21 protein-coding genes are annotated in these 23,034 nt (G+C 72.8%); 5 read left to right on the top strand and 16 right to left on the bottom strand.

Going from position 1 to position 23,034, the window contains the following annotated elements; translation table 11 throughout:
• Positions 1-22 precede the first annotated feature (22 nt).
• Together ACF07V_RS16005 and ACF07V_RS16000 are read right to left on the bottom strand one after the other, a co-directional pair.
• Positions 23-985 carry a phosphotransferase family protein gene (locus ACF07V_RS16005; RefSeq protein WP_392154618.1) on the bottom strand — a complete coding sequence of 321 codons (963 nt, stop codon included), beginning with the start codon at positions 983-985 and terminating at the stop codon, positions 23-25.
• Positions 986-1,232: 247 nt separating this feature from the next.
• On the bottom strand, positions 1,233-1,400 hold the full coding sequence (locus tag ACF07V_RS16000; RefSeq protein ID WP_351188179.1) for a hypothetical protein: 168 nt from the start codon (positions 1,398-1,400) through the stop codon (positions 1,233-1,235).
• Positions 1,401-1,902: 502 nt separating this feature from the next.
• Between ACF07V_RS16000 and ACF07V_RS15995 the strand changes: the two genes are divergently transcribed.
• Positions 1,903-3,075, top strand: coding sequence for a serine/threonine-protein kinase (locus ACF07V_RS15995; protein ID WP_392154616.1), 1,173 nt, complete (start codon positions 1,903-1,905; stop codon positions 3,073-3,075).
• Between the two features lie 32 nt (positions 3,076-3,107).
• On the opposite strand, the gene ACF07V_RS15990 is transcribed toward ACF07V_RS15995, so the two are convergent.
• From ACF07V_RS15990 to ACF07V_RS15955, 8 genes are all read right to left on the bottom strand, one after another.
• Positions 3,108-3,926: a TrmH family RNA methyltransferase gene (locus ACF07V_RS15990; protein WP_392154614.1), complete on the bottom strand. Its 819-nt coding sequence runs from the start codon at positions 3,924-3,926 to the stop codon at positions 3,108-3,110.
• 83 nt (positions 3,927-4,009) lie between these two features.
• On the bottom strand, positions 4,010-5,242 hold the full coding sequence (gene cobA, locus ACF07V_RS15985; RefSeq protein WP_392154612.1) for a uroporphyrinogen-III C-methyltransferase: 1,233 nt from the start codon (positions 5,240-5,242) through the stop codon (positions 4,010-4,012).
• Between the two features lie 312 nt (positions 5,243-5,554).
• Positions 5,555-8,977, bottom strand: coding sequence for a nicotinate-nucleotide--dimethylbenzimidazole phosphoribosyltransferase (gene cobT / locus ACF07V_RS15980; protein ID WP_392154610.1), 3,423 nt, complete (start codon positions 8,975-8,977; stop codon positions 5,555-5,557).
• A gap of 304 nt (positions 8,978-9,281) precedes the next feature.
• Positions 9,282-10,526, bottom strand: a complete 1,245-nt coding sequence (gene cbiE, locus ACF07V_RS15975; protein ID WP_392154608.1) for a precorrin-6y C5,15-methyltransferase (decarboxylating) subunit CbiE — start codon at positions 10,524-10,526, stop codon at positions 9,282-9,284.
• A 73-nt stretch (positions 10,527-10,599) separates the two neighbouring features.
• On the bottom strand, positions 10,600-11,235 hold the full coding sequence (locus tag ACF07V_RS15970) for a GNAT family N-acetyltransferase (RefSeq protein ID WP_392154607.1): 636 nt from the start codon (positions 11,233-11,235) through the stop codon (positions 10,600-10,602).
• A 209-nt stretch (positions 11,236-11,444) separates the two neighbouring features.
• Positions 11,445-12,299, bottom strand: a complete 855-nt coding sequence (locus ACF07V_RS15965) for a MetQ/NlpA family ABC transporter substrate-binding protein (protein WP_392154605.1) — start codon at positions 12,297-12,299, stop codon at positions 11,445-11,447.
• Between the two features lie 92 nt (positions 12,300-12,391).
• Positions 12,392-13,060, bottom strand: a complete 669-nt coding sequence (locus ACF07V_RS15960) for a methionine ABC transporter permease (protein ID WP_351188194.1) — start codon at positions 13,058-13,060, stop codon at positions 12,392-12,394.
• Positions 13,057-14,112, bottom strand: a complete 1,056-nt coding sequence (locus tag ACF07V_RS15955) for a methionine ABC transporter ATP-binding protein (RefSeq protein WP_392154603.1) — start codon at positions 14,110-14,112, stop codon at positions 13,057-13,059. Before ACF07V_RS15955 ends, ACF07V_RS15960 begins: the two co-directional genes overlap by 4 nt.
• Positions 14,113-14,683: 571 nt before the next feature.
• Between ACF07V_RS15955 and ACF07V_RS15950 the strand changes: the two genes are divergently transcribed.
• Together ACF07V_RS15950 and ACF07V_RS15945 are read left to right on the top strand one after the other, a co-directional pair.
• Positions 14,684-15,046: a hypothetical protein gene (locus ACF07V_RS15950; RefSeq protein WP_389228155.1), complete on the top strand. Its 363-nt coding sequence runs from the start codon at positions 14,684-14,686 to the stop codon at positions 15,044-15,046.
• Between the two features lie 2 nt (positions 15,047-15,048).
• On the top strand, positions 15,049-15,465 hold the full coding sequence (locus tag ACF07V_RS15945; protein WP_392154601.1) for a hypothetical protein: 417 nt from the start codon (positions 15,049-15,051) through the stop codon (positions 15,463-15,465).
• Here the strand turns inward: ACF07V_RS15945 and ACF07V_RS15940 are convergent.
• The 3 genes from ACF07V_RS15940 to ACF07V_RS15930 form a co-directional block, all read right to left on the bottom strand.
• Positions 15,462-15,950: a GNAT family N-acetyltransferase gene (locus ACF07V_RS15940; RefSeq protein WP_392154599.1), complete on the bottom strand. Its 489-nt coding sequence runs from the start codon at positions 15,948-15,950 to the stop codon at positions 15,462-15,464. The two genes, ACF07V_RS15945 and ACF07V_RS15940, sit on opposite strands and share 4 nt — an antisense overlap.
• 37 nt (positions 15,951-15,987) lie before the next feature.
• On the bottom strand, positions 15,988-16,593 hold the full coding sequence (locus ACF07V_RS15935; RefSeq protein WP_392154598.1) for a sigma-70 family RNA polymerase sigma factor: 606 nt from the start codon (positions 16,591-16,593) through the stop codon (positions 15,988-15,990).
• Positions 16,594-16,707: 114 nt separating this feature from the next.
• Positions 16,708-17,877, bottom strand: a complete 1,170-nt coding sequence (locus tag ACF07V_RS15930) for a glycerophosphodiester phosphodiesterase (protein WP_392154597.1) — start codon at positions 17,875-17,877, stop codon at positions 16,708-16,710.
• A gap of 239 nt (positions 17,878-18,116) precedes the next feature.
• Here ACF07V_RS15930 and ACF07V_RS15925 point away from each other — a divergent pair, with 239 nt between their 5' ends.
• Positions 18,117-18,788, top strand: coding sequence for a lysophospholipid acyltransferase family protein (locus ACF07V_RS15925; protein WP_392154595.1), 672 nt, complete (start codon positions 18,117-18,119; stop codon positions 18,786-18,788).
• 73 nt (positions 18,789-18,861) lie between these two features.
• On the opposite strand, the gene ACF07V_RS15920 is transcribed toward ACF07V_RS15925, so the two are convergent.
• Both ACF07V_RS15920 and ACF07V_RS15915 read right to left on the bottom strand, forming a co-directional pair.
• Positions 18,862-20,406, bottom strand: coding sequence for an MFS transporter (locus tag ACF07V_RS15920; RefSeq protein WP_392154593.1), 1,545 nt, complete (start codon positions 20,404-20,406; stop codon positions 18,862-18,864).
• Positions 20,403-20,954 carry a TetR/AcrR family transcriptional regulator gene (locus ACF07V_RS15915; RefSeq protein WP_392154591.1) on the bottom strand — a complete coding sequence of 184 codons (552 nt, stop codon included), beginning with the start codon at positions 20,952-20,954 and terminating at the stop codon, positions 20,403-20,405. The genes ACF07V_RS15920 and ACF07V_RS15915 overlap by 4 nt, the downstream gene beginning before the upstream one ends.
• 84 nt (positions 20,955-21,038) lie before the next feature.
• Here ACF07V_RS15915 and ACF07V_RS15910 point away from each other — a divergent pair, with 84 nt between their 5' ends.
• The gene (locus ACF07V_RS15910) at positions 21,039-21,548 is read left to right on the top strand and encodes an HAD domain-containing protein (RefSeq protein ID WP_392154589.1); all 510 of its coding nucleotides are present in this window, start codon (positions 21,039-21,041) and stop codon (positions 21,546-21,548) included.
• An 11-nt stretch (positions 21,549-21,559) separates the two neighbouring features.
• Here ACF07V_RS15910 and argH read toward each other — a convergent pair whose 3' ends face one another.
• Positions 21,560-22,987 carry an argininosuccinate lyase gene (gene argH / locus ACF07V_RS15905; RefSeq protein ID WP_392154588.1) on the bottom strand — a complete coding sequence of 476 codons (1,428 nt, stop codon included), beginning with the start codon at positions 22,985-22,987 and terminating at the stop codon, positions 21,560-21,562.
• Between the last annotated feature and the right edge of the window lie 47 nt (positions 22,988-23,034).

The following is a 23,034-nucleotide window of genomic DNA, read 5'->3' as shown; positions in this document are numbered from 1 at the left end:
CTTACGTGGACGCCGAAAGGGCCTACCCGGTTCGATGTCCGGAGATGCGGGCACAGGTGTCGATCATCACTTCCTCGACCTCGTCGAGCGGCCGGCGCTCGGCCGTGGACTTGGCGAGCGCGAGGGCGGCGGTCTGGACCGTCAGCGCCCGTGCGGGCACGTCGAGTCGGTCCCACGGATCGGCGCCCACCGCGGGGCCGCCCGCCTCCTGGTACGCGCCGAGGAAGCGGGACCAGACCTCGGGCGGCAGGAGGCCGGCGGCGAACCAGGCGGCGGGCCGGGCCAGATCCCAGGCGGGGTCACCCAGACCCAGGTCGTCGATGTCTATGAGCCGCCAGGGCCCCTGGGGCCCCGAGCGGGTGTCCCGGACCAGCTGGCCCAGGTGGAAGTCGCCGTGGCAGAGGAGCCGGTACGCGGCGGAGGCCTCCGGGACCGTCCGCCAGGCGTCAAGGACGGTGGCGGTCGCCGGGTGGTCCGGGGCCGTGCGGCGCATCCGGTCCACGGCCAGGGCCGCCTTGGCGGGGGCCCGCATGTCCGGGAGACGCCCGGCCCGGCCGGGCGGGGGCGGGGTGCGGTGGAGCAGGGCGAGGAGCCGCGCCGCCTCCTCCCACGGTGCGGCGTCGGGGTCCTCGGGGGCGACCGGCGGACCGTACGGCCAGAGGGTGACCGGGCGGTCGTCGAGCGCGTCGGGGCCGGGCCGTGCCGGCGGCAGCGGCGGCAGGAAGACCCCGCCGACCTCCGGGTGCGCGGCGAGCGCCAGACGTACGCGATGGGCCTCGGGGTCCGTACCGGGCGCGTGCGCCTTCGCGACGAGGCCCCCGTGGCGTACGACGGTCCCGTCGTCCCGGTCGGCCAGCACCCCGACCAGGCCGCTCGCGCAGCGGCAGGGATCGTCCGCCGGGTGAGCCGCCGCGTGGGCCAGGGCGGTCAGGCGGAGGAGCGGGGGCGCGGTGGGGCCGGAGGGCGTCCGGGGTGCTGAATCCACTCCCGGAGCGTACGGGGTGCCGCGGCCGCCGCCTTCCGGAGCGTACGGGGTGCCGCGGCGGCGGCCGTCCGGAGCGTACGGGGTGCCGCGGCCGCCGCCGTCGCCCTGACCGGTCCCGGGAATGCGCGAGGGCCGGTCAGCTCCCCAGCTGACCGGCCCCACGCTGCCGTCCGCCGCACCCCCGTCCCCACGGGGTTGATGGCCGGATGTCCCGACCCGGGCCGCTCTCCCGGGTCCGGGGCGCCGCTCAGCGCCCCAGCATCACGCCCACGGACGACGCCTGTGTGACCACCGCTTCCCAGCCGCCGAAGACGACCACGAGCAGGGCCGCGAGAGGGAGGACCATGGCGGTGGCCACCAGGGGGTGACGGCGGCTCGAAGGCCGGGTGGTCGTCCGGTGTGCCGTGTAGGCCATGGTTCCTCTCCTGTCTTGTCCGGCGCGGCGGGTGCGTGACCTCGGGGGACGAGTGCTGCACCCGCCGCTTGACCTCAACACTAGGGAGCGGGAAGCGGCGGCACGTCATGCCCGCGTATCGACTTCCGGGCCTCCCGGAGGATGACGCCCCGCCGTGCGGCGTACTCCCCTGGGTGGAGACGGACCCCCGGAACCCGGGGACTTCCCGGAAGGGTCGCCCGGAGACGGCGTGGCGGCGTGACTTCGCTCACTTCCCCGGCTCCCCTGGTCCCCGGTGGGGCCGATTGCCCGGGAGGCCGTCCTCCGGGGTGTCCTGCCGGATCGCGGACGGCTCGCCAAGTGGGGTTCCGGGGGCGGGGGTTGAGGCCCGCGCTGCCCGCCTCCTGTCCCCCGGTGTCCCCCTCAGTACTGACAATCGATCCCGCTGCGAGGGCGCGGCCTATGAGCGCGTACGGGCGCCACTACGTAAGCTGTGCCACGTCGAACGGACGAGGGGACGGACATGGCGATGATGCGGCTCCGGCGCGAGGATCCGCGGATCGTCGGGTCGTTCCGGCTCCACCGCAGGCTGGGGGCCGGCGGGATGGGCGTCGTATACCTGGGCTCCGACCGGCGCGGCCAGCGGGTGGCCCTGAAGGTGATCCGGCCCGACCTGGCCGAGGACCAGGAGTTCCGGTCCCGCTTCGCCCGCGAGGTGTCGGCCGCCCGGCGGATCCGGGGCGGCTGCACCGCCCGGCTCGTCGCCGCCGATCTGGAGGCAGACCGCCCCTGGTTCGCCACCCAGTACGTCCCCGGCCCCTCGCTGCACGACCGGGTCGCCGAGGAGGGCGCGCTGCGCGCCGCCGACGTGGCCTCGATCGGGGCGGCGCTCTCGGAGGGCCTCGTCGCCGTCCACGAGGCCGGGGTCGTCCACCGCGACCTCAAGCCGTCGAACATCCTGCTGTCGCCCAAGGGGCCCCGGATCATCGACTTCGGCATCGCCTGGGCGACGGGTGCGAGCACCCTCACCCATGTCGGCACCGCCGTCGGATCGCCCGGCTTCCTCGCCCCCGAGCAGGTGCGCGGAGCCGCCGTCACCCCGGCCACCGACGTCTTCTCGCTCGGCGCCACCCTGGCGTACGCGGCCATGGCCGACTCCCCCTTCGGGCACGGCAGTTCCGAGGTCATGCTCTACCGCGTCGTACACGAGGAGCCGCAGCTCCACGGAGTGCCGGACGCACTCGCTCCGTTGATCCGGGCCTGCCTCGCCAAGGACCCCGAAGACCGTCCCAGCACCCTGCAGCTGTCCATGCGGCTCAAGGAGATCGCGGCGCGCGAGGCCCAGGGGCTTCCCGTCTCCCGGCCGCCGGTGCAGCGGGAGCGGACCGAGGAACGCAACACCGTCCGGCCCACCGAGCGGTACACCGATCGTGACGTGCCCGGTGGGCGTGGGCCGGAGCGCGGTACCGAGCGGGGGTCGGGGCGTGCGCCCTCCTCCCGTCCCTCGGCGGGACCCCGGACCGGGGGGTCGCGAGGGCCTCAGTCCCGGCCCGGGACCCGGCCCGGTGCCCGGTCCACGTCGACCGGCCGCCGCCCCGCCAACCCCCGGCTGCTGCGCCAGCGGCTCTTCGTCTTCGTGGTCGTGACCCTCGTCGTGGCCCTCGGCATCGCCGCCGCCCAGGCCCTTCAGGGGTAGGGCCGGTTCCGACCGGCCCCGGCCCCGGACGGTCAGGCCCCCGGGCGGCCCGTCGCCACCGCGTAGAACGCCACCGCCGCCGCCGCGCCCACGTTGAGCGAGTCGACCCCGTGGGCCATCGGGATCCGGACCCACTCGTCCGCGGCCCGCAGGGCCTGCGTCGACAGGCCTTCGCCCTCCGCCCCGAGCATCAGCGCCACCCGGTCCAGGCGGTGCGGGGCGGCCTCGTCGATCGAGGTCGCCTTCTCCGCCGGGGTCAGCGCGAGCAGCTTGAAGCCCGCCTCCCGTACCGCCTCCAGGCCTCGGGGCCAGGTGTCCAGACGGGCGTACGGCACCGAGAACACCGCGCCCATCGACACCTTCACCGAGCGCCGGTACAGCGGGTCCGCGCAGTCGGGCGACAGCAGGACCGCGTCCATGCCGAGCGCGGCGGCGCTGCGGAAGATGGCTCCGATGTTGGTGTGGTCGTTCACCGACTCCATGACCACCACACGGCGGGCGCCGGCGAGGAGCTCGCCCGCCTCCGGGAGGGGCTTGCGCTGCATCGAGGCGAGCGCGCCCCGGTGCACGTGGTAGCCGGTGACGCGTTCCGCGAGGTCCGGCTGGATCGCGTACACCGGCGCCGGGACCTCGTCGATGACGTCCCGCATGACGTCCACCCACTTGGCGGAGAGCAGCATCGACCGCATCTCGTAACCGGCCTGCTTCGCACGGCGGATGACCTTCTCGCCCTCCGCGATGAACAGGCCCTCGGCCGGCTCGCGCCTGCGGCGCAGCTCGACGTCGGTCAGGCCGGTGTAGTCGCGCAGGCGCGGGTCGTCGGGGTCGTCGATCGTGATGAGTTCGGCCACGAGGTGATACTGCCTTGTCCGGGGTGTGGTGCCAATGCGTGGGGCGGGGTGGACCCGCCGTGCGTGGGACGGGTCGGGTGGTGTTACTTCGTCAGCTTGTCCGGGCTCTCGGTCACCACGTCGCCGATCACGATGACCGCCGGCGGGCGGACCTCCTCCGCCCTGACCGTCTCCGCGACCGTCGCCAGCGTCGCGTCCACCCGGCGCTGCGTCGCCGTCGTGCCCTCCTGGACCAGGGCCAACGGGGTGTCCGGGCTCTTGCCGTGGGCGATCAGCGCCTCGGCGATCTTTCCGATCTTGTCCACTCCCATGAGGATCACGAGCGTGCCCGTGAGCTTCGCCAGCGACGCCCAGTCGACCAGCGAGCGCGGGTCGTCCGGGGCCACGTGGCCGCTGACCACCGTGAACTCGTGCGCCACCCCGCGGTGCGTCACCGGGATGCCGGCCGCTCCCGGGACCGAGATCGAGCTGGAGATGCCCGGGACCACCGTGCAGGCGATGCCCTCGGCCGCCAGGGCCTGCGCTTCCTCCATGCCCCGGCCGAAGACGAAGGGGTCGCCGCCCTTGAGGCGGACCACCGACTTCCCCTGCTTCGCGTGCTCGATCAGTGCGTTGTTGATGGCCTCCTGGGCCATGAAACGGCCGTACGGGATCTTCGCCGCGTCGATCACCTCGACGTGCGGCGGCAGCTCGTCCAGGAGGTCCCGGGGGCCGAGCCGGTCCGCGATGACCACGTCCGCCTCCGCGAGGAGCCTGCGGCCCCGGACGGTGATCAGGTCCGGGTCGCCGGGGCCGCCGCCCACCAGGGCGACGAAGGGGGTACGGGCGCGGTGCGCGGGCGCGGCGATCGAACCGTCGCGGAGGCCCTCGACGATCGCGTCCCGTACGGCTGCCGAGCGGCGGGGGTCGTGGCCCGTGAGCACCGCGACCGTCACTCCCGCGTCGCGGCCCGTCGCCGGGGTCCAGGCGGTGGCCGCTTCGGCGTCGTCCGCCCGTACGCACCAGGTCCGGGTCCGCTCGGCCTCTGCCGAGGCCGCGGCGTTCGCCGCCGGGTCCGTGGTCGCCACCAGGGCGTACCAGGCGTCCGCCAGGTCGCCCTCCTCGTACCTGCGCTTGATCCAGGTGATCTCGCCCGTCTCCGCCATCGCGTCCACGGACGGGGTCGCGGAGGGCGAGATGAGGGTGACGGCCGCGCCCGCGGCGATCAGCGCCGGGAGTCGGCGCTGGGCCACCTGGCCACCGCCGAGGACGACGACGCGGCGGCCTGCGAGGCGCAGTCCGACGGGGTAGGCGGGGTGCTCGGCGTTCTCTGCCATGGGTGAGCGGCTCCTCGGAGAGCGTGGCGGTGCGGGCGAGGGTGCCGCTGCGGCGGTGGAGCGGCTCGTGCACGGGGCGTGCACGGTCACGATATCTGTGACCTGGGGTTGGCACGGTGTGACGGATGTCCCGCCGGTGCGTCCGTGACGTGGGGGACGCTCCGGAACCGGGTTCGGGACTGCATGATGTGCGGCGCCCGCGGGGGCCTGAGGGCTTCAGGCCCCTACGGGCCACACATCACGCTTTACGTCCCGAACCCGGTTCCCGCGCGTCCCCCGCTTCCGTGCGTGGGTGGGGGACGCGCCGTGGTCCTACTTCTCGGTGACTCCCGCCGAGTCGAACGTGGCCACCTCGTGCATCGCGCGTGCCGCGCTCTGGACCAGCGGGAGGGCCAGGAGGGCACCGGTGCCCTCGCCCAGGCGGAGGTCCAGGTCCACGAGCGGGCGCAGGCCCAGCTTGTTGAGCGCGGCCACGTGGCCCGGCTCGGCGCTGCGGTGGCCCGCGATGCACGCCGCGAGCGACTCGGGAGCGATGGCGCGGGCGACGAGGGCCGCCGCACCCGTGGACACGCCGTCCAGGATGACCGGGGTCCGGAGCGACGCCGCGCCCAGGATCAGACCCACGAGGGCCGCGTGCTCCAGGCCGCCGATCGCCGACAGGACGCCGATCGGGTCCGCCGGGTCCGGCTTGTGCAGGTCGAGGGCGCGACGGACCACGTCCACCTTGCGGGCGTGCGTCTCGTCGTTGATGCCCGTGCCCCGGCCCGTGACCTCGGCCGCGTCCACCCCGGTGTAGACCGAGATCAGGGCGGCCGACGCCGTGGTGTTCGCGATGCCCATCTCGCCCGTGAGCAGCGCCTTGTTGCCGGCTGCCACGAGGTCGCGGGCCGTTTCGATGCCCACCTCGATCGCGGCCAGCACCTCTTCGCGGGTCATCGCGAGGCCCGTGGTGAAGTCGCCCGTTCCCGGGCGGACCTTGCGGGGCAGGAGGCCCGGGGTGGCCGGGAGTTCCGACGCCACTCCCACGTCGATGACGCAGACCTCGGCGCCCACCTGGTTCGCGAAGGCGTTGCAGACCGCTCCCCCGCCGAGGAAGTTGGCCACCATCTGGCCCGTGACCTCCTGCGGCCACGGGGTGACGCCCTGGGCGTGGACACCGTGGTCGCCGGCAAAGATCGCCACGGCCGCCGGCTCCGGGATCGGGGGCGGGCAGACGCGGGAGAGACCCGAGAGCTGGGCGGAGATGATCTCCAGCATGCCCAGGGCCCCGGCGGGCTTCGTCATCCGCTTCTGGCGCTCCCACGCCTCGCCGAGCGCCTTCGCGTCCAGCGGGCGGATGTTCGCCACGGTCTCCTGGAGGAGGTCGTGCGGCTCCTCGCCCGGCAGGGCGCGGCGGCCGTAGGTCTCCTCGTGGACCACCCAGGCCAGCGGGCGGCGCTTCGACCAGCCCGCCTGCATCAGCTCGGGCTCGTCCGGGAACTCGTCGACGTATCCCACGCAGAGGTACGCCACCACTTCGAGGTGCTCGGGAAGTCCGAGGGCACGGACCATCTCGCGCTCGTCGAAGAAGCTGACCCAGCCGACGCCGAGGCCTTCGGCGCGGGCCGCGAGCCAGAGGTTCTCCACGGCGAGCGCGGAGGAGTACGGGGCCATCTGCGGCTGCGTGTAGCGGCCGAGCGTGTGGCGGCCGCCCCGGGTGGGGTCGGCGGTCACGACGATGTTCACCGGGGTGTCGAGGATGGCCTCGATCTTCAGTTCCTTGAACTGCTTCGCCCGGGCCTTCGGCAGCGACTTGGCGTAGGCCTCGCGCTGACGCTGGGCCAGCTCGTGCATCGTCTGCCGGGTCTCGGCGGAACGGATGACCACGAAGTCCCAGGGCTGCGAGTGGCCGACGCTGGGTGCCGTGTGGGCCGCTTCGAGGACGCGGAGGAGCACCTCGTGCGGGATCGGGTCGCTGCGGAAGCCGTTGCGGATGTCGCGGCGCTCGCGCATCACGCGCAGGACCGCCTCGCGCTCGGCGTCGTCGTATCCCGGGGCCGGGGCGGCCGGGCGGGTCTCCGCCTCGATCTCCGACGGTTCCTGGACCTCGACCTCCGGCTGTGCCTGAGTGTCCGCCTCGGTCTCCGGCTGAGCCTCCGTCTGGGCCTGCGGTTCCGACTCGGCCTCGGGGGCCGTCTCGACCGGTGCCGCCTCGGGCTCCTCGGCCACCACCGGGATCTCCTCGGCCACGGCCTCCACCGGCGCTTCGGCCTGGGGCTGGGCGGGGGCCTCGGCGGGGATCTCCGCGGTCGCCGGCTCTTCCGGGGCGGCTGCCTCCGGTACGACCTCGGCCACGGGCTCCACGACCGGCTCGGCCGGGGCCTCCACGGGCGCGACCTCGACGGCCTCGGCCGGGACCACCCGCTCCTCGACCGGCTGCGCGGCCTCGGGGGCGACCTCCGCCTGGACCTCGACGGGCGCGACCTCGACCGGGACGGCCTCTGCAGGCGCGACCTCGACCGGCGCGACCTCGACGGGCGCTGCCTCGACGGCCTCGGCCTGCGCCGGCTCCTCGATCGGCTGCGCGGGCCCGGCCGGGGCCTCGACGGCGGCTTCGGCCACCTGCGGCTCGGCCGCCTCGACCGGGACGGCCGCCTCGGCCTCGCGCGGGGCGGGGACAGTGGCTTCGGGGCCGGCTTCGACGGGGGCCGGGACGGGCTCGGGGGCCGGCTCCACGACGGCCTCGGGGGCCTCGGGGGTCTCCTGCGGCTCGATGGGCTCCGCCGGCTCGGCGACCGGCGTCGGCTCGGCGGCCTGGGGCGCCTCCGGCGCCGGGACCGGGGCCAGGTGCGGGGTCGTCGGGACCGAGCCCTCGACCTGGACGAACTGGGCCACCGGCGGGACGACCGTTTCTGCGGGCGTCACCGGCTCCTGCGGCTGCGCGACCCACGGCTCGGCGCCCTGCGGGGCGAGCTGCTGGTCCTGCGCGATCTCGAAGTACTCGGGGCCGGTGGTCGGCGGGCCCGGGTTCCGCACCGGCATCGGCGCGGGGGTCGTCGCCACGACCGGCTCGGGGGCGGGTACGGGCTGCGGGGCCGGTGCCGGGGCGGCGGCCGGGCCGCGGTCGGCGAGGGAGAGCACGACGCCACCGGTGGCGTCGGGCACCGGCGGGCCCATGTGCAGCGGGCGCCGCGGCGGAGGCGGCGTCACGGCCGCCGCGGGCGGGGGCACGCGGACGCCGCCGAGGTCGACGGAGCCGGAGTCGCGGCCGGCCGCCTCGTGCGCGCCGGTGTCGAGGATGCCCGGCTCGTAGCCGTGGTCGGTGACGACCGGCACGCCGTGCGCAGGGGTTCCCAGCGGCACGCCCTGCGGCGGGGTCTGGCCCTGCGGGGCCGTCAGCACGTCGGCCAGCGCGACCCCGTCGGGGAGCGGGCCCGTGAGCGGGTCCGGCAGCGGGTCGGTGAGCGGGTCGCCCATCGGGACCGGGGCCTCCTGGACGGCGGCGTGCGGCACGCCCTGGTTCGGAACCACGGGTGCCGGCGGCGGTACGGCGACCGGCGGCGCGGGCACGACGCCCGGCGGGTGCTCGCTCCAGGCGCCCTGGGCGCCCGGCATCAGGAGCAGGTCGTCGTCCTCGGTGGTGTGCTCGGAGGGGTCCAGGAAGGTGTACGCGCCCGGAGCGGGGATGCCCGGCTGCTCTACCATGCCTGCGTTCTCCGGCAGCCCCTCGCCCGGGACCTGGCCGGTGTCCGTCATGCGTACCCCTCGCCCATCGCTTGTGCTCCTTCAGACCTGCGCCCGCCGACAAGAACGAGCGCGCGCGCCGCGCGGCACGAAGCACGCGGACACCCACACATTGTCGCGGCCCTCGGCCATCGTGGCAGGGAGAATTGCCACGGTGCGCTGTGGACTGCGCCACGTCGCGCGGTCCCCCCTTGTCAGGTACCACATCGATGGCACAAAGCGGCCACCAATTCGGGACATTGACGAACAGAGTGCCGAACGTCCCGGTGCGGTACAACAATCGGCCAGCCTACCCTGCCCCGACGGGGCGGCCGGGTCACGGGGCTCGGTCGATCCTGCGTCCGGACAGCAGGAACACGACCGAACGCTCGCGTTCCGACCAGTCGTCCGGGTCGAGTCCGACGGTCTGGAGGAGGAGGCTCTCGACGGCGTAGCCGCCGTCGGCGAGGGCGGCGCCGATCGCCTCGGCCTCGTCGCGGGTGGAGGCGTGGGCGACGATGCGTTCCGGTCGCCGGTCGGTGCAGGCGGTGACGACCGGGACGCCGCCGGCCGCGATCCGTACGACGTCGGGCTCGGGCAGGCTCTCCAGGACGTGCGGGGCGCGGCCCTGGACGGTCTGGAGGGGCACTCCGTGGCGGCGGGCGGCCCGTTCGGTGCGGGCGCAGGCGGCCGGGTCGGTGTCCACGGCGATGACGGCGGCGCCGAAGCGGGCCGCCTCCACGGAGAAGGCGCCGCCGGCGCAGCCGATGTCCCAGACGAGGTCGCCGGTGCGGGGCCCGAGACGGGCCAGTTGGGCGGCTCGGAGGGCGGGGTCCGCGCCTTCGCCGGGGCGGGCCCGGCCGGTTCCCGGGCCTTCGCCCTCGGAGTCGTACTCCTCGGTGGGAAGTCCCCAGCCGCGGACCGTGCGGGCGGCCGGGTCCTGGCCCATCAGCCAGGGGGTGGTGGGGGTGCCGCCGACCGCGCCGCCGATGACGAGCACGACGTTCGGGTCGCGCCAGGTGTGGTCGGCGGCCTTGTCGGAGGTGAGGACGGAGACCTGTTCGCGGTCGGTGCCGAGCTCCTCGCAGACGACGAAGGTGCGGTGGACGCCTTCGAGGAGGAGGGCGAGTTCGGCGGGTCCGGCGCCCGGGGAGGTGAGGACGGCGACCTTGGGGTGGGCGCGGCAGACGTTGACGGCGCGGCGGAGGGTGCGCTGGTGGGCGACGACGATCCGGGCGTCCTCCCAGGGCATGCCGGCGCGCGCGAAGGCGGCGGCGACGGAGGAGACGGCGGGGACGACCTCGACCTCCAGGCCGTGCTCGGGGGCGCGCAGGGTGCGGACGACGCCGAAGAAGCCGGGGTCGCCGTCGGCGAGGACGACGGCGGTGCCGCGGTGCGTCGCGATGCGGCGGGCGGCGAGGTCGACGCTGCCCAGGCGGATGCGTTCGGCTCCGGGCGGCACCTCGGGCAGCGCCAGGTGGTGGGCGGCGCCGGCCACCAGGGTGGCGGCGGAGAGCGCGGACCTGGCCGCCGCGGTGAGGGGCGAGCCGTCCCAGCCGATCACCGTGACGCGGTCGGCCATCGTCGTCTGTCTCCCTGTGGTGTTGTCGCAGGTCGGGGGCGTGCCGAGCGTACCCCGGTATCGCTCCGGGGGCTCAGCTCCAGTCGGTGTAGGAGGAGTAGCCGGCCTCGGCCATCTGGTCGGCGACGCCGTCGAGGTCCTCGGGGAGGAGGCCCCAGACGATGAAGTCGGTGCGCAGTTCGGCCCAGGTGCCGTCCTCGGTGCGGGTGCGGGCTATGCAGGCGTTGCGGAGGACGCCCTCGCTGATGCAGCCGATCTTCTGGGCGACCTGCTGGGAGGCGGTGTTGTCGGCGGCGGTGCGCAGTTCCAGGCGTTCGAACTTCTGGTCGCCGAAGAGCCACTGGGCGGTGGCGAGCGCGGCTTCGGAGGCGTAGCCCTCGCCGCGGGCCCAGGGGGCGATGATGTAGGACATCTCGGTGGAGCGGACCCGCCAGTTGGTGTTGCTCAGCTGGACGATGCCGACCAGACGCTGGGTCAGGAACTCGGTGACGGCGAGGTCGAGGCCCCGGCCCGCGGAGCGTTCGGTGGGGGCGTACTCGGTGATCCAGCCGCGTGCCGCGTCCTCGGTGTAGGGCTGGGGCACGGCCGTCCAGGCGGCGACCATCTCGTCGTTCATCATCTCGGCGAGGGCGGGGGCGTCCGCCTCTTCGAGCGCGCGCAGCACCAACCGGTCCGTGTTGATGGAGATGTCCGGAAAGGTGGTAGTCATGCGCAGCTCCATGCCGTGGACCGTCCGAATCGACCGTGAACGCACAGCATGCAGCATGCGACCGCCGGTGCGCATGGCCGGGTCGGGTGTGGGGAGGGGGCGACGAAGGCCCCCGCGCACCGGACGGGATGCGGGGGGCCTTCGCCACAAGGACTGTACGGCGAAACCGGTCTGACGGTCCCTCGGACGCGGATGCCGGTCGGCGGACCTTACTGGGCGGCGCCGAAGGCCGGGATGACCGAGCCCTTGTAGGTGTCCTCGATGTACTTCTTCACCTCGGGCGAGTTGAGGAGCTCGGCGAGCTTCCGCACGCGGGCGTCCTTCTCGTTGCCCTCCTTGACGGCGAGGAAGTTGGCGTACGGGTTGCCCTCCGCCTTCTCCAGGACGAGGGCGTCCTTCGACGGGGAGAGCTTGGCCTCGATGGCGTAGTTGCCGTTGATCACGGCGGCGTCGACGTCGTTCAGGGCGCGGGGCACGGTGGCGGCCTCCAGCTCCTTGAACTCCAGGCCCTTCTTGTCGGTGATGTCGGAGAGCTTGGCGTCGGTGCCGACACCGTCCTTGAGGGTGATGAGGCCGTTCTCGGCGAGGAGGTGGAGCGCGCGGCCCTCGTTGGTGGTGTCGTTCGGGACGGCGACGGTCTGGCCGGCCTTGATGTCCTTCACCGACTTGAGGCTCTTGGAGTAGAGGCCCAGCGGCTCCAGGTGGACGTTGACCACCGGGACGATGTGCGTGTTGTTCTTCTTGTTGAAGTCGTCGAGGTACGGCTTGTGCTGGAAGAAGTTGGCGTCGACCTGGCCGGTCTCGGTGGCGGTGTTCGGCAGGACGTAGTCCGTGAACTCCTTCACCTCCAGCTTCAGGCCTGCCTTCTCGGCCAGGTTGTCCTTGACGAAGTTGAGGATGTCGGCGTGCGGCGTCGGGGACGCGGCGACGACGAGCGGCTTGTCGGCGGAGCCGGCCGCGTCCTTGGAGGAGGACGGGTCCGAGGACGTGCCGCAGGCGGTGAGGCCGAGGGCCAGGGCGGCGGTGGCGGCGATACCGGCGGCGAGCTTGATGTTCTTACGCACGAAGAGTGCCTCTTTCCGGTGGAGCGGTGGACGCCTGGACAACAAGTCCGGGCTGTTCTTCGAAAACGAAGTCTTGGGGTGGCCCGGGGCTGTTACGCGGTACGGCCCCGGCGGGCGAGGAGTCGGACGACTCCGTCGCCGATGAGCTGGACGACGGTCACGACGGCGACCAGGACGACGACGGTGACCAGCATGAAGGTGGTGTCGAAGCGCTGGTATCCGTAGGTGACGGCCTTGGAGCCGAGGCCTTCGCCGCCGACCGCGCCGGCCATCGCGGAGTACCCGATGAGCACGATCACGGTGGTGGTGACGGCCGAGACCAGCGAGGGCAGGGCCTGCGGGAGCAGCACCTTGCGGACGATGGTGGGGATGCCGCCGCCCATGGCCTGGACGGCTTCGACGAGTCCGTGGTCGACCTCGCGGATCGCGGTCTCGACGAGGCGCGCGAAGAAGGGGATGGCGCCGATGGCGAGCGGCACGATCATCGCGGTCGGGCCGATGAAGGTGCCGACGACGAAGGTCGTGAAGGGGATCAGGGCGATCAGCAGGATGATGAACGGCAGCGAACGCCCAACGTTCACGATCGCACCGACGACCTTGTTCACCGGCCGGTTCTGCAGCAGTCCGCCCTTGTCCGTGAGGACGAGGAGGATGCCGAGCGGCAGGCCGCCGACGACGGTGACGACGGTGGCCCACAGGACCATGTAGAGGGTGTCGACGGTGCCCTGCTCCAAGAGGGGCTGCATCTCCGACCAGGTCACTTGGCACCTTCCTTCACCAGCACGGGCGCGGCGGCCGGCTGCTGTTCGTCGTCTTCCACGAGTTCGACCTGGAGGCCCTGCTCGCGCAGGAAGCCGACCGGGACGACGTTCTCCTCGTACCGTCCGGGCAGTTCGATCCGCATCCGGCCGATCTGCTTCCCGCCGACGGTGTCCATCGCCGCCCCGAGGATCGAGATGTCGATGTTGTACGTGCGGGAGAGCTGGGAGATCACCGGCTGGGTCGCGGCCTCGCCGTGGAAGGTGACGTCCACGACGGTGCGGTCGGGGCCCGTGGGGGCGCCGCTGACCGGGAACAGCTCTGCCGCCAGCTGGGAGCCGGGGGTGGCGAGCAGTTCGCCGACGGTGCCGGACTCGACGACGCGGCCGTGCTGCATCAGGGCGGCGGAGTCGCAGATCGTCTTGACGACGTCCATCTCGTGCGTGATGAGCAGGACGGTGAGGCCGAGCTGCTGGTTGAGGTCGCGCAGGAGCTGGAGGATGGAGCGGGTGGTCTCCGGGTCGAGGGCGCTGGTGGCCTCGTCGGAGAGGAGGACCTTGGGCTTGCCGGCGAGGGCGCGGGCGATGCCGACGCGCTGCTTCTGGCCGCCGGAGAGCTGGCCCGGGTAGGCCTTGGCCTTGTCGGCGAGGCCGACGAGGTCGAGGAGTTCCAGGGCGCGGCGGGAGCGCTCGGCGCCGGAGACGCCGAGGATCTCCAGGGGGAGCTCGATGTTGTCCTTGACCGTGCGGGAGGACAGCAGGTTGAAGTGCTGGAAGACCATGCCGATGCTGCTGCGCGCCCGTCGCAGGTCCTTGCCCGCGCGGCGGCCCTTCCCGGCGAGGGCGGTGAGGTCGACGCCGTCGACGGTCACGGTGCCGGAGGTGGGGCGCTCCAGGAGGTTGACGCAGCGGATGAGCGAGGACTTGCCGGCGCCGCTCTGGCCGATCACGCCGAACACCTCGCCCTCGCGGACGTGGAGGTCGACGCCGTCCAGAGCGGTGACCTGCCGGCCGCGCGACTCGTAGACCTTGGTCAGGCCCGAAGTGGTGATCACAGGGGTTTCCGTCACTGTCGAGTGCGCGACGCGGGGTCCGTCGTGCACGGGGCATTCGTCATTTCGGACAGTCAGGCGCACGGGGAGGCTGTTCCGGCTGGTGGCCGGGCGGCAGCGGTGCGCGGGGCAGGCACGGTCCGGCGCCGGATGGCGGTCGGATCGGCTCGGCCGTCGGGGTCTCGCTTCGGGGCGCGAGGCTCAGGCGGGGGCCCTCAGTTGGCGCACATTCGACACATACAACGAGCACCGGGCGTCGTGTTCGCCTCGGTCGCAAGGGTGCGGCTGCTCGTCGTGGTCATGTCTGCAAGTAAAACATGCGCAGCTGCGAAGGGAAGGGAGCTGTCCGAATAGCGGACGCCGTTGAGACGCCATGCGGACGCGCCGGATCCGGCCGTCGGCTCGTCCTTGCGTGCGTGGCCTGGAGGGATCCGACCCCCGGCCCGGTCTCCGCGGGGAGGGTGATCGGGTACGGGGTGTGGCCAAGGCCACGCGGCCGGCGGGGCCCCGGCCTTCCCCGGCGAGCCGGGGGGCGCGCGCATCGGGCCATTCGGACCGTAATACCCTCGGGCGCATGCTTGACGCCCTGACGGTCGCGGTCTCCGTGGCCGCGCTCGCCCTCGCCGCCTGGTGCGGCTTCGCCGCCTTCCGTGATCAGCCGACCAAGGACTGGCACTTCATCGGCATGGCCGTGGTGACCTTCCTGGTCCTGGTCCAGCTGATCGTCGGCATCGTGCAGCTGGCGCGCGGCGAGAAGGCGGAGGAGGGCACGACGATCTTCGTCGCCTATCTGCTCGGTGCGCTGTGCGCGGTGCCCATCGCCGGTTTCATGTCGCTCGCGGAGCGCAGCCGGTGGGGTTCGGCGACGGTGGCGGCCGGCGCGGTCGTCCTGGCCGTGCTCGAAGTGCGTCTCTACGACATCTGGACGGTGGGCTGATCATGACCGCGACCGAGGCCCAGGGAAAGGCCCGTCTCGTCACGGGGCCGGGCATGCTGCTCGTCTGGCTGTACGGCGTCATGTCGGTCGGCGCCGTCTCCCGCTCGATCTACCAGATCGCCACCGAGTTCGACCGTGCCCCGCTCGCGTACAGCCTGTCGGCGGTGGCCGCGGTCGTCTACGTCTTCATCACGTACACGCTGGTACGCGGTGGGGAGAAGGCCCGCAGGGCGGCGCTGGTGTGCTGCGCCGCCGAGCTCACGGGCGTGCTGATCGTGGGGACCTGGACGCTGGTCGATCCGTCCGCCTTCCCGGACGCGACGGTCTGGTCGGACTTCGGCTACGGCTACGTCTTCATTCCGGTGCTGCTGCCGCTGACCGGAATCTGGTGGCTGCGGCGGGCGGCCAAGGCCGCCTAGGCGGCCTTCTCCAGGGTCACCAGGGTGAGCTTCGGTCCGAGCTCGCGGGTGCCGACCTGCGCGTACCCCTTGCTGCGGTAGAGGCGGAGATTGCCCTCGCTGCGGTGGCCGGTGAAGAGCTGGAAGCGCTTGGCGGACGCCGTCTCCTCGGCTTCCGGGGCGAAGTGGCGCTCGATGCCGTCGAGGAGGCGGCCGCCGAGACCGTGCCGCTGCATGCGCGGATGGACGATGAGCTTGGCGATCCGCACGGTGCCGTCCTCGTCGATGCGGGCCCGCACGGAGGCGACGACCTCGTCGCCGAGCCGGGCCACGAGCCCGTACCCCTCGTCGAGTTCGGCGCGCAGGGCGTCGAGCGACTGGGTGAGCGGTTCGATGGACCAGTCCCCGTAGAGCTCCGCCTCGCTCTGGTAGCAGAGGTACTGCAGCTTCAGGATGTGCTCCGCGTCCTGCGGTTCCGCTGCTGAGATGGTCACACTCAGGCCCATGTGTGCACGCCTCCCGCTCATCTGGTCGATCATCGGTTTACCGCACCCTTCCCCGTCGACCGGGGGCGGGAACCTCTGCAGCCAGCATTCTGCGCAGGCATCCCAGGCATCGGGAACGCATCGGCCCCAGACTGCCCTGTGAGATACCCAACTCTCCTGCGATTTCCCGGTAGGTGGGGTCCTCCGGGTCGAGCATCGCGGTCAGCACCTTCGGGCAGCGGCCGGGTGTCCTGGTGACGGCGGCGCGCAGGGTGCGGCGGCCCTCGGCGACCAGCAGGGAGTGCTCCGGGGAGCCGTGGGGCTCGGCGCCGCCCGGTGCGTCAACGGGTTCCTCCCGGTAGGGGCGTTCGCGGTCGTGGGTCCTGCGGGCGCGGCGCGCCTCCGCGCGGACGGCCCGGCGCAGCCATTCGGCGGGCCTCTCGGGGGCGGTGCCGGTCTCCTGGAGCTGCTCCAGGAGGCGGAGCCAGACGGCCTGTTCGAGGTCGCCCGGGTCGACGCCGGCGGCCGGTGCCTCGGCGTCGGACTCGGCGGAGAGCAGCGGGGCGAGGGCGGCGAGGAGGCCGTTGGAGCGGTCTTCCGCCGCGGGGGCGGCCGCGGGGGCGGTCTCGGGGGCGACCTTGGGGGTGGTCTCGGGGGTGGTCATGTCCGGCACGATGCCGGGGTGCGCGGCCGTGGTTGCGGTGCGGGGCGTAAACCACCCGGGAGGGGGGCGTACGAGCCGTACGTCCCCCTCCTTCGGATCAGTCGGACAGTCGGGTCAGCCGCGGGCGGCGAGGTCCGCGGCGGCGAGCAGGGCGGTGTCCGGGTTGTCGGAGAAGATGCCGTCGATCCCCGTCTCCAGGTACCGCTTGAGGGCGCCGAAGGCGTCGCCGTACGCCGTCGGGTCCGTGCCCTTGCGGAAGTCCGCGGGCAGGAAGGCGTTCTCGTTGCGGTGCGTGTACGGGTGGAGGATCAGCCCCTCGGCGTGCGCGTCGCGGACCAGGGTGGTCGGGGTGCCGAGCCGGCCGCTCGCGTCCTTCGGGATGACCAGGTCGAGCGTGGGGCCGACGCCCTGCGCGTACGAGGCGATCCAGCGCAGGCCCTCGGGGGTGACCAGGTCGGCGACCGTGCGCGGGTCCCCGGCCTCGACGAAGTCCCAGGGGCGGCTGCTCGCGCCGGAGAGCAGGACGACGCCCGGGGCGTCCACCAGCTTCGCCAGGCGCTGGATGCTGCTGGGCTCGAAGGACTGGAGGAAGACCGGGGAGTTCGCGCGGTGGCGTCCGTACCGGCGCAGCAGCTTCGCGAGGCGCTCCTCCAGGCCGAGGCCGAGGGAGCGGAAGTAGCTGGGGTGCTTGGTCTCGACGTGGAGCCAGATCTCGCGGCCCCGGCGGCGGCCCTCCTCCTCGGCCCAGATCAGGACCTCCTCGAAGGTGGGGACCGTCCAGCGGCCGTCGTAGAGGGTGTTCTCCTGGCGGGTGCCGGGGATGCGCTCCTTGGCCCGCAGGGTCTTGAGCTCGCCGAGCGTGAAGTCCTCGGTGAACCAGCCGGTGAGCGAGGTGCCGTCGACGGTCTTGGTGGTCTTGCGGGAGGCGAACTCGGGGTGGTCGGCGACGTCGGTGGTGCCGGTGATGTCGTTCTCGTGGCGGCAGACCAGGTGTCCGTCGCGGGTGGGGACGAGGTCCTGCTCGACGACGTGGGCGCCGAGGTCGAGGGCGTGGCGGTAGGAGCCGAGGGTGTGCTCGGGCCGGTAGCCGCTGGCGCCCCGGTGGCCGATGACGGTGGGGACGGGGAGGGAGCGGTAGCCGTGGCCGCGGCCGGGCGTGCCGTCCGGGGCGCCGGCCTGTGCGGTGCCGGTGGCGGCGAGGGCCGGGGAGGCGCCGAGGACGGTGGCGCCCGCCGCTCCGAGAACCGTCCGCCGTGCCGGGGTCCGGCGTTCGCCCTGGGTCATGAGGGATCCTCCTGTGTGCCGCGGTGTGATGTCCCGCACCTGTCAACTGTTGTCCCCGACGCTAGGCAGCGGGCCCCTACGGGCGGCAGACCTCGGCGGAACATGGCGGAAACACACGTCAACACTGCGTATCCACTCGATGAACCCGATGTGCGCGTGAGGGTGACCCGCGAGTATCGTCGCCAGCTGCAACCGTCGGTCCGCCCGCTCGGCCGACCCGCTTCCCACCGGAGGAACCGTTGTCCCGTCATGCGATCATCAAGGCAGTGCTCGGGCCGGTCATGCGCCTGATGTTCCGCCCCCGCGTGGAGGGCGCCGAGAACATCCCCGGGACCGGTCCCGTGATCCTCGCCGGCAACCACCTGACCTTCATCGACTCGATGATCATGCCGATCTGCCTGGACCGTCCGGTCTACTTCATCGGCAAGGACGAGTACGTGACGGGCAAGGGCCTCAAGGGCCGGGCGATGGCCTGGTTCTTCACCAGCGTCGGCATGATCCCGGTGGACCGGGACGGCGGCCGCGGTGGTGTGGCGGCGCTGATGACGGGCCGCCGTGTCCTGGAGGAGGGCAAGATCTTCTCGATCTACCCGGAGGGCACCCGCTCCCCCGACGGCCGGCTGTACCGGGGCCGTACGGGCATCGCGCGGCTGACCCTGATGACCGGGGCGCCGGTGGTGCCGTTCGCGATGATCGGCACCGACAAGATCCAGCCGGGCGGCGCGGGCTTCCCGCGCCCGGGCCGGGTGACGGTGCGCTTCGGCGAGGCGATGGAGTTCTCGCGGTACGACGGGATGGACCGCGACCGGTATGTGCTGCGGGCGGTGACGGACTCGGTGATGGCCGAGGTGATGCGGCTCTCCGGGCAGGAGTACGTGGACATGTACGCCACCAAGGCGAAGGCGGCGTAGTCCCGCCTCCGGACGTCGAGGTGCCCCGTACGGCCGTCGGCCGTACGGGGCACCTCCGCGTTCACCGGGCACGTCAGTGCTCGACGCCCTCCTCCAGCCTCTGGCCCTTGAGGAGGAACCAGGCCGCCACCGCGGTCGCGAGGAGGACCGCCGCGCCGACGCCCGCCGCGATGCGCAGGCCGTCGACGAAGGCCTCCTGGGCGGAGGTCACCAGGGCGGTCGCCGTCTCGGGGGCGAGGCCGCCGGAGGCCTCGACCGCGCCGCCGAGCGACTCGTGGGCGGCCGACGCGATGTCCGAGGGGACACCGGCCGGGGCGGCGAAGCCGCGGTAGACGCCGGTCACGATGGAGCCGAGGATGGCGATGCCGAGCGCGGCGCCCAGTTCGTACGCGGTCTCGGAGACCGCGGAGGCGGAACCGGCCTGCTCCTTCGGGACGCTGGAGAGGATCACGTCCGCGGTCACCGTGAAGGAGAAGCCCGCGCCCACGCCGACGACCAGGAGGCTCGCGCCGAGCAGCGGGTAGCCGGTGTGCTGGTCGAGGGTCGTCAGGACGGCGAGGGAGAGACCGACCGCCGCGAGACCGCCGGCCACCACGGACCGTACGGAGAAGCGGCGGGCCACGAGGCCGGCGATCAGACCGGCCGTCACCGCGCCGATCGCGGCGGGCAGTTCGGCGAGGCCGGCCTCCAGGGGCTGGCGGCCCTGGACCAGCTGGAAGAACTGGGACAGGAAGAACACCAGGCCGGAGAGGCCGAGGATGGTCAGCAGGTCGGCGAGGACGGCTCCGGAGAAGCCGCGGTGGCGGAAGAGCCGCATGTCCAGGAGCGGCGCGGGCAGGGTCAGCTGCCTGCGGACGAACCAGGTCAGGGCGGTGGCACCGACGAGGGCGGCGACGGCGGCGTCGAGGGAGAGGCCGTGGGAGGCCAGTTCCTTGACCGCGTACACGACTCCGATGACACCGACCAGGGAGAGGGCGACACTGGGGAGGTCCCAGGGGCCGTGGTTCGGGTTCTTCGACTCGGGGATCAGCTTGCTGCCGACGAGGACGAGGACGGCCATGACGGGCAGGTTGATGAGGAAGACCGAGCCCCACCAGAAGTGCTCCAGGAGGAACCCGCCGACGACCGGTCCGACGGCCGCGCCGGCCGAGGCCATGGCGCCCCAGATGCCGATCGCGAGGCTGCGCTCGCGGGGGTCGTGGAAGAGGTTGCGGATGAGCGCCAGGGTCGAGGGCATCAGGGTCGCGCCGGCGACGCCGAGGAGGGCGCGGGCGACGATCATCATCTCGGGGCTGGTCGCGTAGGCGTTCAGGACCGAGAGGGCGCCGAAGGCGGTCGCACCGATCAGCAGGAGCTTCTTGCGGCCGATGCGGTCGCCGAGGCTGCCCATGGAGACCAGGAGTCCGGCGATGACGAAGGAGTAGACGTCGCCGATCCAGAGCAGCTGGGTGCCGGAGGGCTTGAGGTCCTCCGAGAGGAAGGGCGTCGCGAGGCCGAGGACCGTGGCGTCGACCGCCACGAGGAGGACGGCCAGGACGAGCACGGAGAGGGCGAGCCACCGGCCGGGGCGGTGCACGCCCTCGATATGGCTCTCGGTCCTGATGCTGCTGGTGGTCACTTCTCCACGCTCCTGCGCGCTCCGCCGAGCAACAGTTCGGCGATCATGTATGGGAAGTCCTTGGCGGCGACCCGGCCGTCCTGCACGGCCCAGGCGCCGGAACCGATGAGCCCGTAGAGGGCCTCGGTGAGCCAGGCGGGGGTCAGGTCGATGCGGAAGACGCCCTCTTCCTGGCCGCGCCGGAAGAGCGCGGAGACCCGGGCGTCGAGGCGTTCCCAGCCTTCGTTCTGCTGGTCGCCCTCGAAGAGCTGGTTCTCGGTGACGAGGAACGAGAGCAGCGGGGCGACGTCCTCGACCTCGGCGACGAGCCGGCGCACGGCCTCGTCGGCGGGCCCTTCTTCGGTGCGGGCCCGGTCGTGGGCCGCCTCCAGCTCCTGCAGCCCGAGCTCTTCGAGCGCCCGCACCAGGGCGTCCCGCCCGGCGAAGTGCCGGTGCAGCGTGGCCCGGCCGATCCCGGCGGCCCGGGCGACCTCGTCCATGGTGGCGGTCGCCTTGCGGGTGAGCAGGGCGGCGGCGGCACGGAGCACCTGGGTGCGATCGACTGACATGAGACAACCATACACCGAGTGAGACATCAATGTCTCATTCGATATTTCAACGCCTCACCGAGGCGGGGACGGAATGCTGTGACGATGACGAAGCCGCTGCTGCTGATCGATGTCGACGGGCCGCTGAATCCGTACGCGGCGCAGCGCGAGCGGCGTCCGGCGGGGTACACGACGCACCGGATGCGGCCCGGCGGCTGGTTCGGGACGAAGCCGCTGCGGGTGTGGCTCAACCCGGACCACGGGGGCGAGCTGCTCGCGCTGGCGGAGGCGTACGAGCTGGTGTGGGCGACGACCTGGAAGGGCGAGGCGAACGACTGGATCGGACCCCACCTCGGGCTGCCCGAGCTGCCGTTCATCGACTGGCCGAAGATGCACGGAGCCGCCCCGCGCGGGACGTTCTGGAAGACCCAATACATCCTGGAGTACGCGGCGGGGCGGCCGTTCGCATGGGTGGACGACGACATCACGCCGTACGACCACGAGTACGTGGAGCAGAAACACCTCGCCGCCGCCCTGCTGCTGCACGTCGATCCCCGGATCGGACTGATCCGACCGGACTTCGACGCGCTCGCGGAGTGGGCGGCGGCGCTGTGACGTGCCGAGGGTTACTTCTTGGCCTCGGCCCAGGCGTGCTGGATCACCAGGTCCGCCTTGACCTCGACCAGCTGGGTGGCGACCGCCGAGGGGGCGGTGCCGCCGCGGCCGTTGCGGGAGGCGAGGGCGCCCGGGACGTTGAGGACGGTGCGGACCTCGGGGGTGAGGTGCTCGGAGATCTTGCCGAACTGCTCGTCCGTGAGCTCGTCCAGCTCCTTGCCCTCGGACTCGGCGACCTTCACGCACTCGCCGGCCACCTCGTGCGCCACCCGGAAGGGGACGCCCTGCTTGACCAGCCACTCGGCGATGTCGGTGGCGAGCGAGAAGCCGGCCGGGGCCAGCTCCTCCATGCGCTCCCGGTTGACCGTGAGGGTGGCCATCATGCCGGTGAAGGCCGGCAGCAGGACCTCCAGCTGGTCGCAGGAGTCGAAGACCGGCTCCTTGTCCTCCTGGAGGTCCCGGTTGTAGGCGAGCGGGAGGGCCTTCAGGGTGGCCATCAGGCCCGAGAGGTTGCCGATGAGGCGGCCGGACTTGCCGCGGGCCAGCTCGGCGATGTCCGGGTTCTTCTTCTGGGGCATGATCGACGAGCCGGTGGAGAAGGCGTCGTGGAGGGTCACGAAGGAGAACTCCTTCGTGTTCCAGATGATGATCTCCTCGGCGATCCGCGAGAGGTTGACGCCGATCATCGCCGTGATGAAGGCGAACTCGGCGACGAAGTCGCGCGAGGCCGTGCCGTCGATCGAGTTGCCGGCCGAGCCCCGCTCGAAGCCGAGGTCCTTCGCGACCGCCTCCGGGTCGAGCCCGAGGGAGGACCCCGCGAGGGCGCCGGAGCCGTACGGGGAGACCGCCGTCCGGGTGTCCCACTGCCGCAGCCGCTCGGCGTCCCGGGAGAAGGCCTGGGCATGGGCGAGGACGTGGTGGGCGAAGAGCACCGGCTGGGCGTGCTGGAGGTGCGTACGGCCGGGCATGGCGACGTCCGGGTGGGCCTCGGCGAGGCCGACGAGGGCGTCCTGGAGGTCGGCGACGAGGCCGCCGATGATCCGGGCGTGGTCGCGCAGGTACATCCGGAAGAGGGTGGCGACCTGGTCGTTCCGGGACCGGCCGGCGCGCAGCTTGCCGCCGAGTTCGGCGCCGAGGCGCTCCAGAAGGCCCCGCTCCAGGGCGGTGTGGACGTCCTCGTCGGCGATGGTGCCGACGAAGGAGCCGTCGGCGACGTCCGCCTCCAGCTGGTCGAGCCCGGCGATCATGCGGGTCAGCTCGTCCTCGGTGAGCAGCCCGGCCTTGTGCAGCACGCGCGCGTGGGCACGGGAGCCGGCGATGTCGTACGGCGCGAGACGCCAGTCGAAGTGGACCGAAGCGGAGAGCTTCGCCAGGGCCTCGGCCGGGCCGTCGGCGAACCGTCCGCCCCAGAGCCGGACGTCACCGTTGTTGCTGCTCACTGCTGCTCCTCGATCGAACGTGGGCGGATGACGCTAGGTCGACGTTG

Source organism: Streptomyces sp. NPDC015661 (assembly GCF_043077765.1).
Taxonomy (GTDB): Bacteria; Actinomycetota; Actinomycetes; order Streptomycetales; family Streptomycetaceae; genus Streptomyces.
This window is presented reverse-complemented; position numbering and strand designations above follow the sequence as displayed.

Bases quoted from the DNA above. Each gene is read 5' to 3' on its own strand.
- ACF07V_RS16000 (WP_351188179.1), bottom strand. From the start codon at position 1,400: ATGGCCTACACGGCACACCGGACGACCACCCGGCCTTCGAGCCGCCGT.
- ACF07V_RS15995 (WP_392154616.1), top strand. From the start codon at position 1,903: ATGGCGATGATGCGGCTCCGGCGCGAGGATCCGCGGATCGTCGGGTCG.
- cobA (WP_392154612.1), bottom strand. From the start codon at position 5,242: ATGGCAGAGAACGCCGAGCACCCCGCCTACCCCGTCGGACTGCGCCTC.
- cobT (WP_392154610.1), bottom strand. From the start codon at position 8,977: ATGACGGACACCGGCCAGGTCCCGGGCGAGGGGCTGCCGGAGAACGCA.
- cbiE (WP_392154608.1), bottom strand. From the start codon at position 10,526: ATGGCCGACCGCGTCACGGTGATCGGCTGGGACGGCTCGCCCCTCACC.
- ACF07V_RS15970 (WP_392154607.1), bottom strand. From the start codon at position 11,235: ATGACTACCACCTTTCCGGACATCTCCATCAACACGGACCGGTTGGTG.
- ACF07V_RS15950 (WP_389228155.1), top strand. From the start codon at position 14,684: ATGCTTGACGCCCTGACGGTCGCGGTCTCCGTGGCCGCGCTCGCCCTC.
- ACF07V_RS15945 (WP_392154601.1), top strand. From the start codon at position 15,049: ATGACCGCGACCGAGGCCCAGGGAAAGGCCCGTCTCGTCACGGGGCCG.
- ACF07V_RS15940 (WP_392154599.1), bottom strand. From the start codon at position 15,950: ATGGGCCTGAGTGTGACCATCTCAGCAGCGGAACCGCAGGACGCGGAG.
- ACF07V_RS15935 (WP_392154598.1), bottom strand. From the start codon at position 16,593: ATGACCACCCCCGAGACCACCCCCAAGGTCGCCCCCGAGACCGCCCCC.
- ACF07V_RS15930 (WP_392154597.1), bottom strand. From the start codon at position 17,877: ATGACCCAGGGCGAACGCCGGACCCCGGCACGGCGGACGGTTCTCGGA.
- ACF07V_RS15915 (WP_392154591.1), bottom strand. From the start codon at position 20,954: ATGTCAGTCGATCGCACCCAGGTGCTCCGTGCCGCCGCCGCCCTGCTC.
- ACF07V_RS15910 (WP_392154589.1), top strand. From the start codon at position 21,039: ATGACGAAGCCGCTGCTGCTGATCGATGTCGACGGGCCGCTGAATCCG.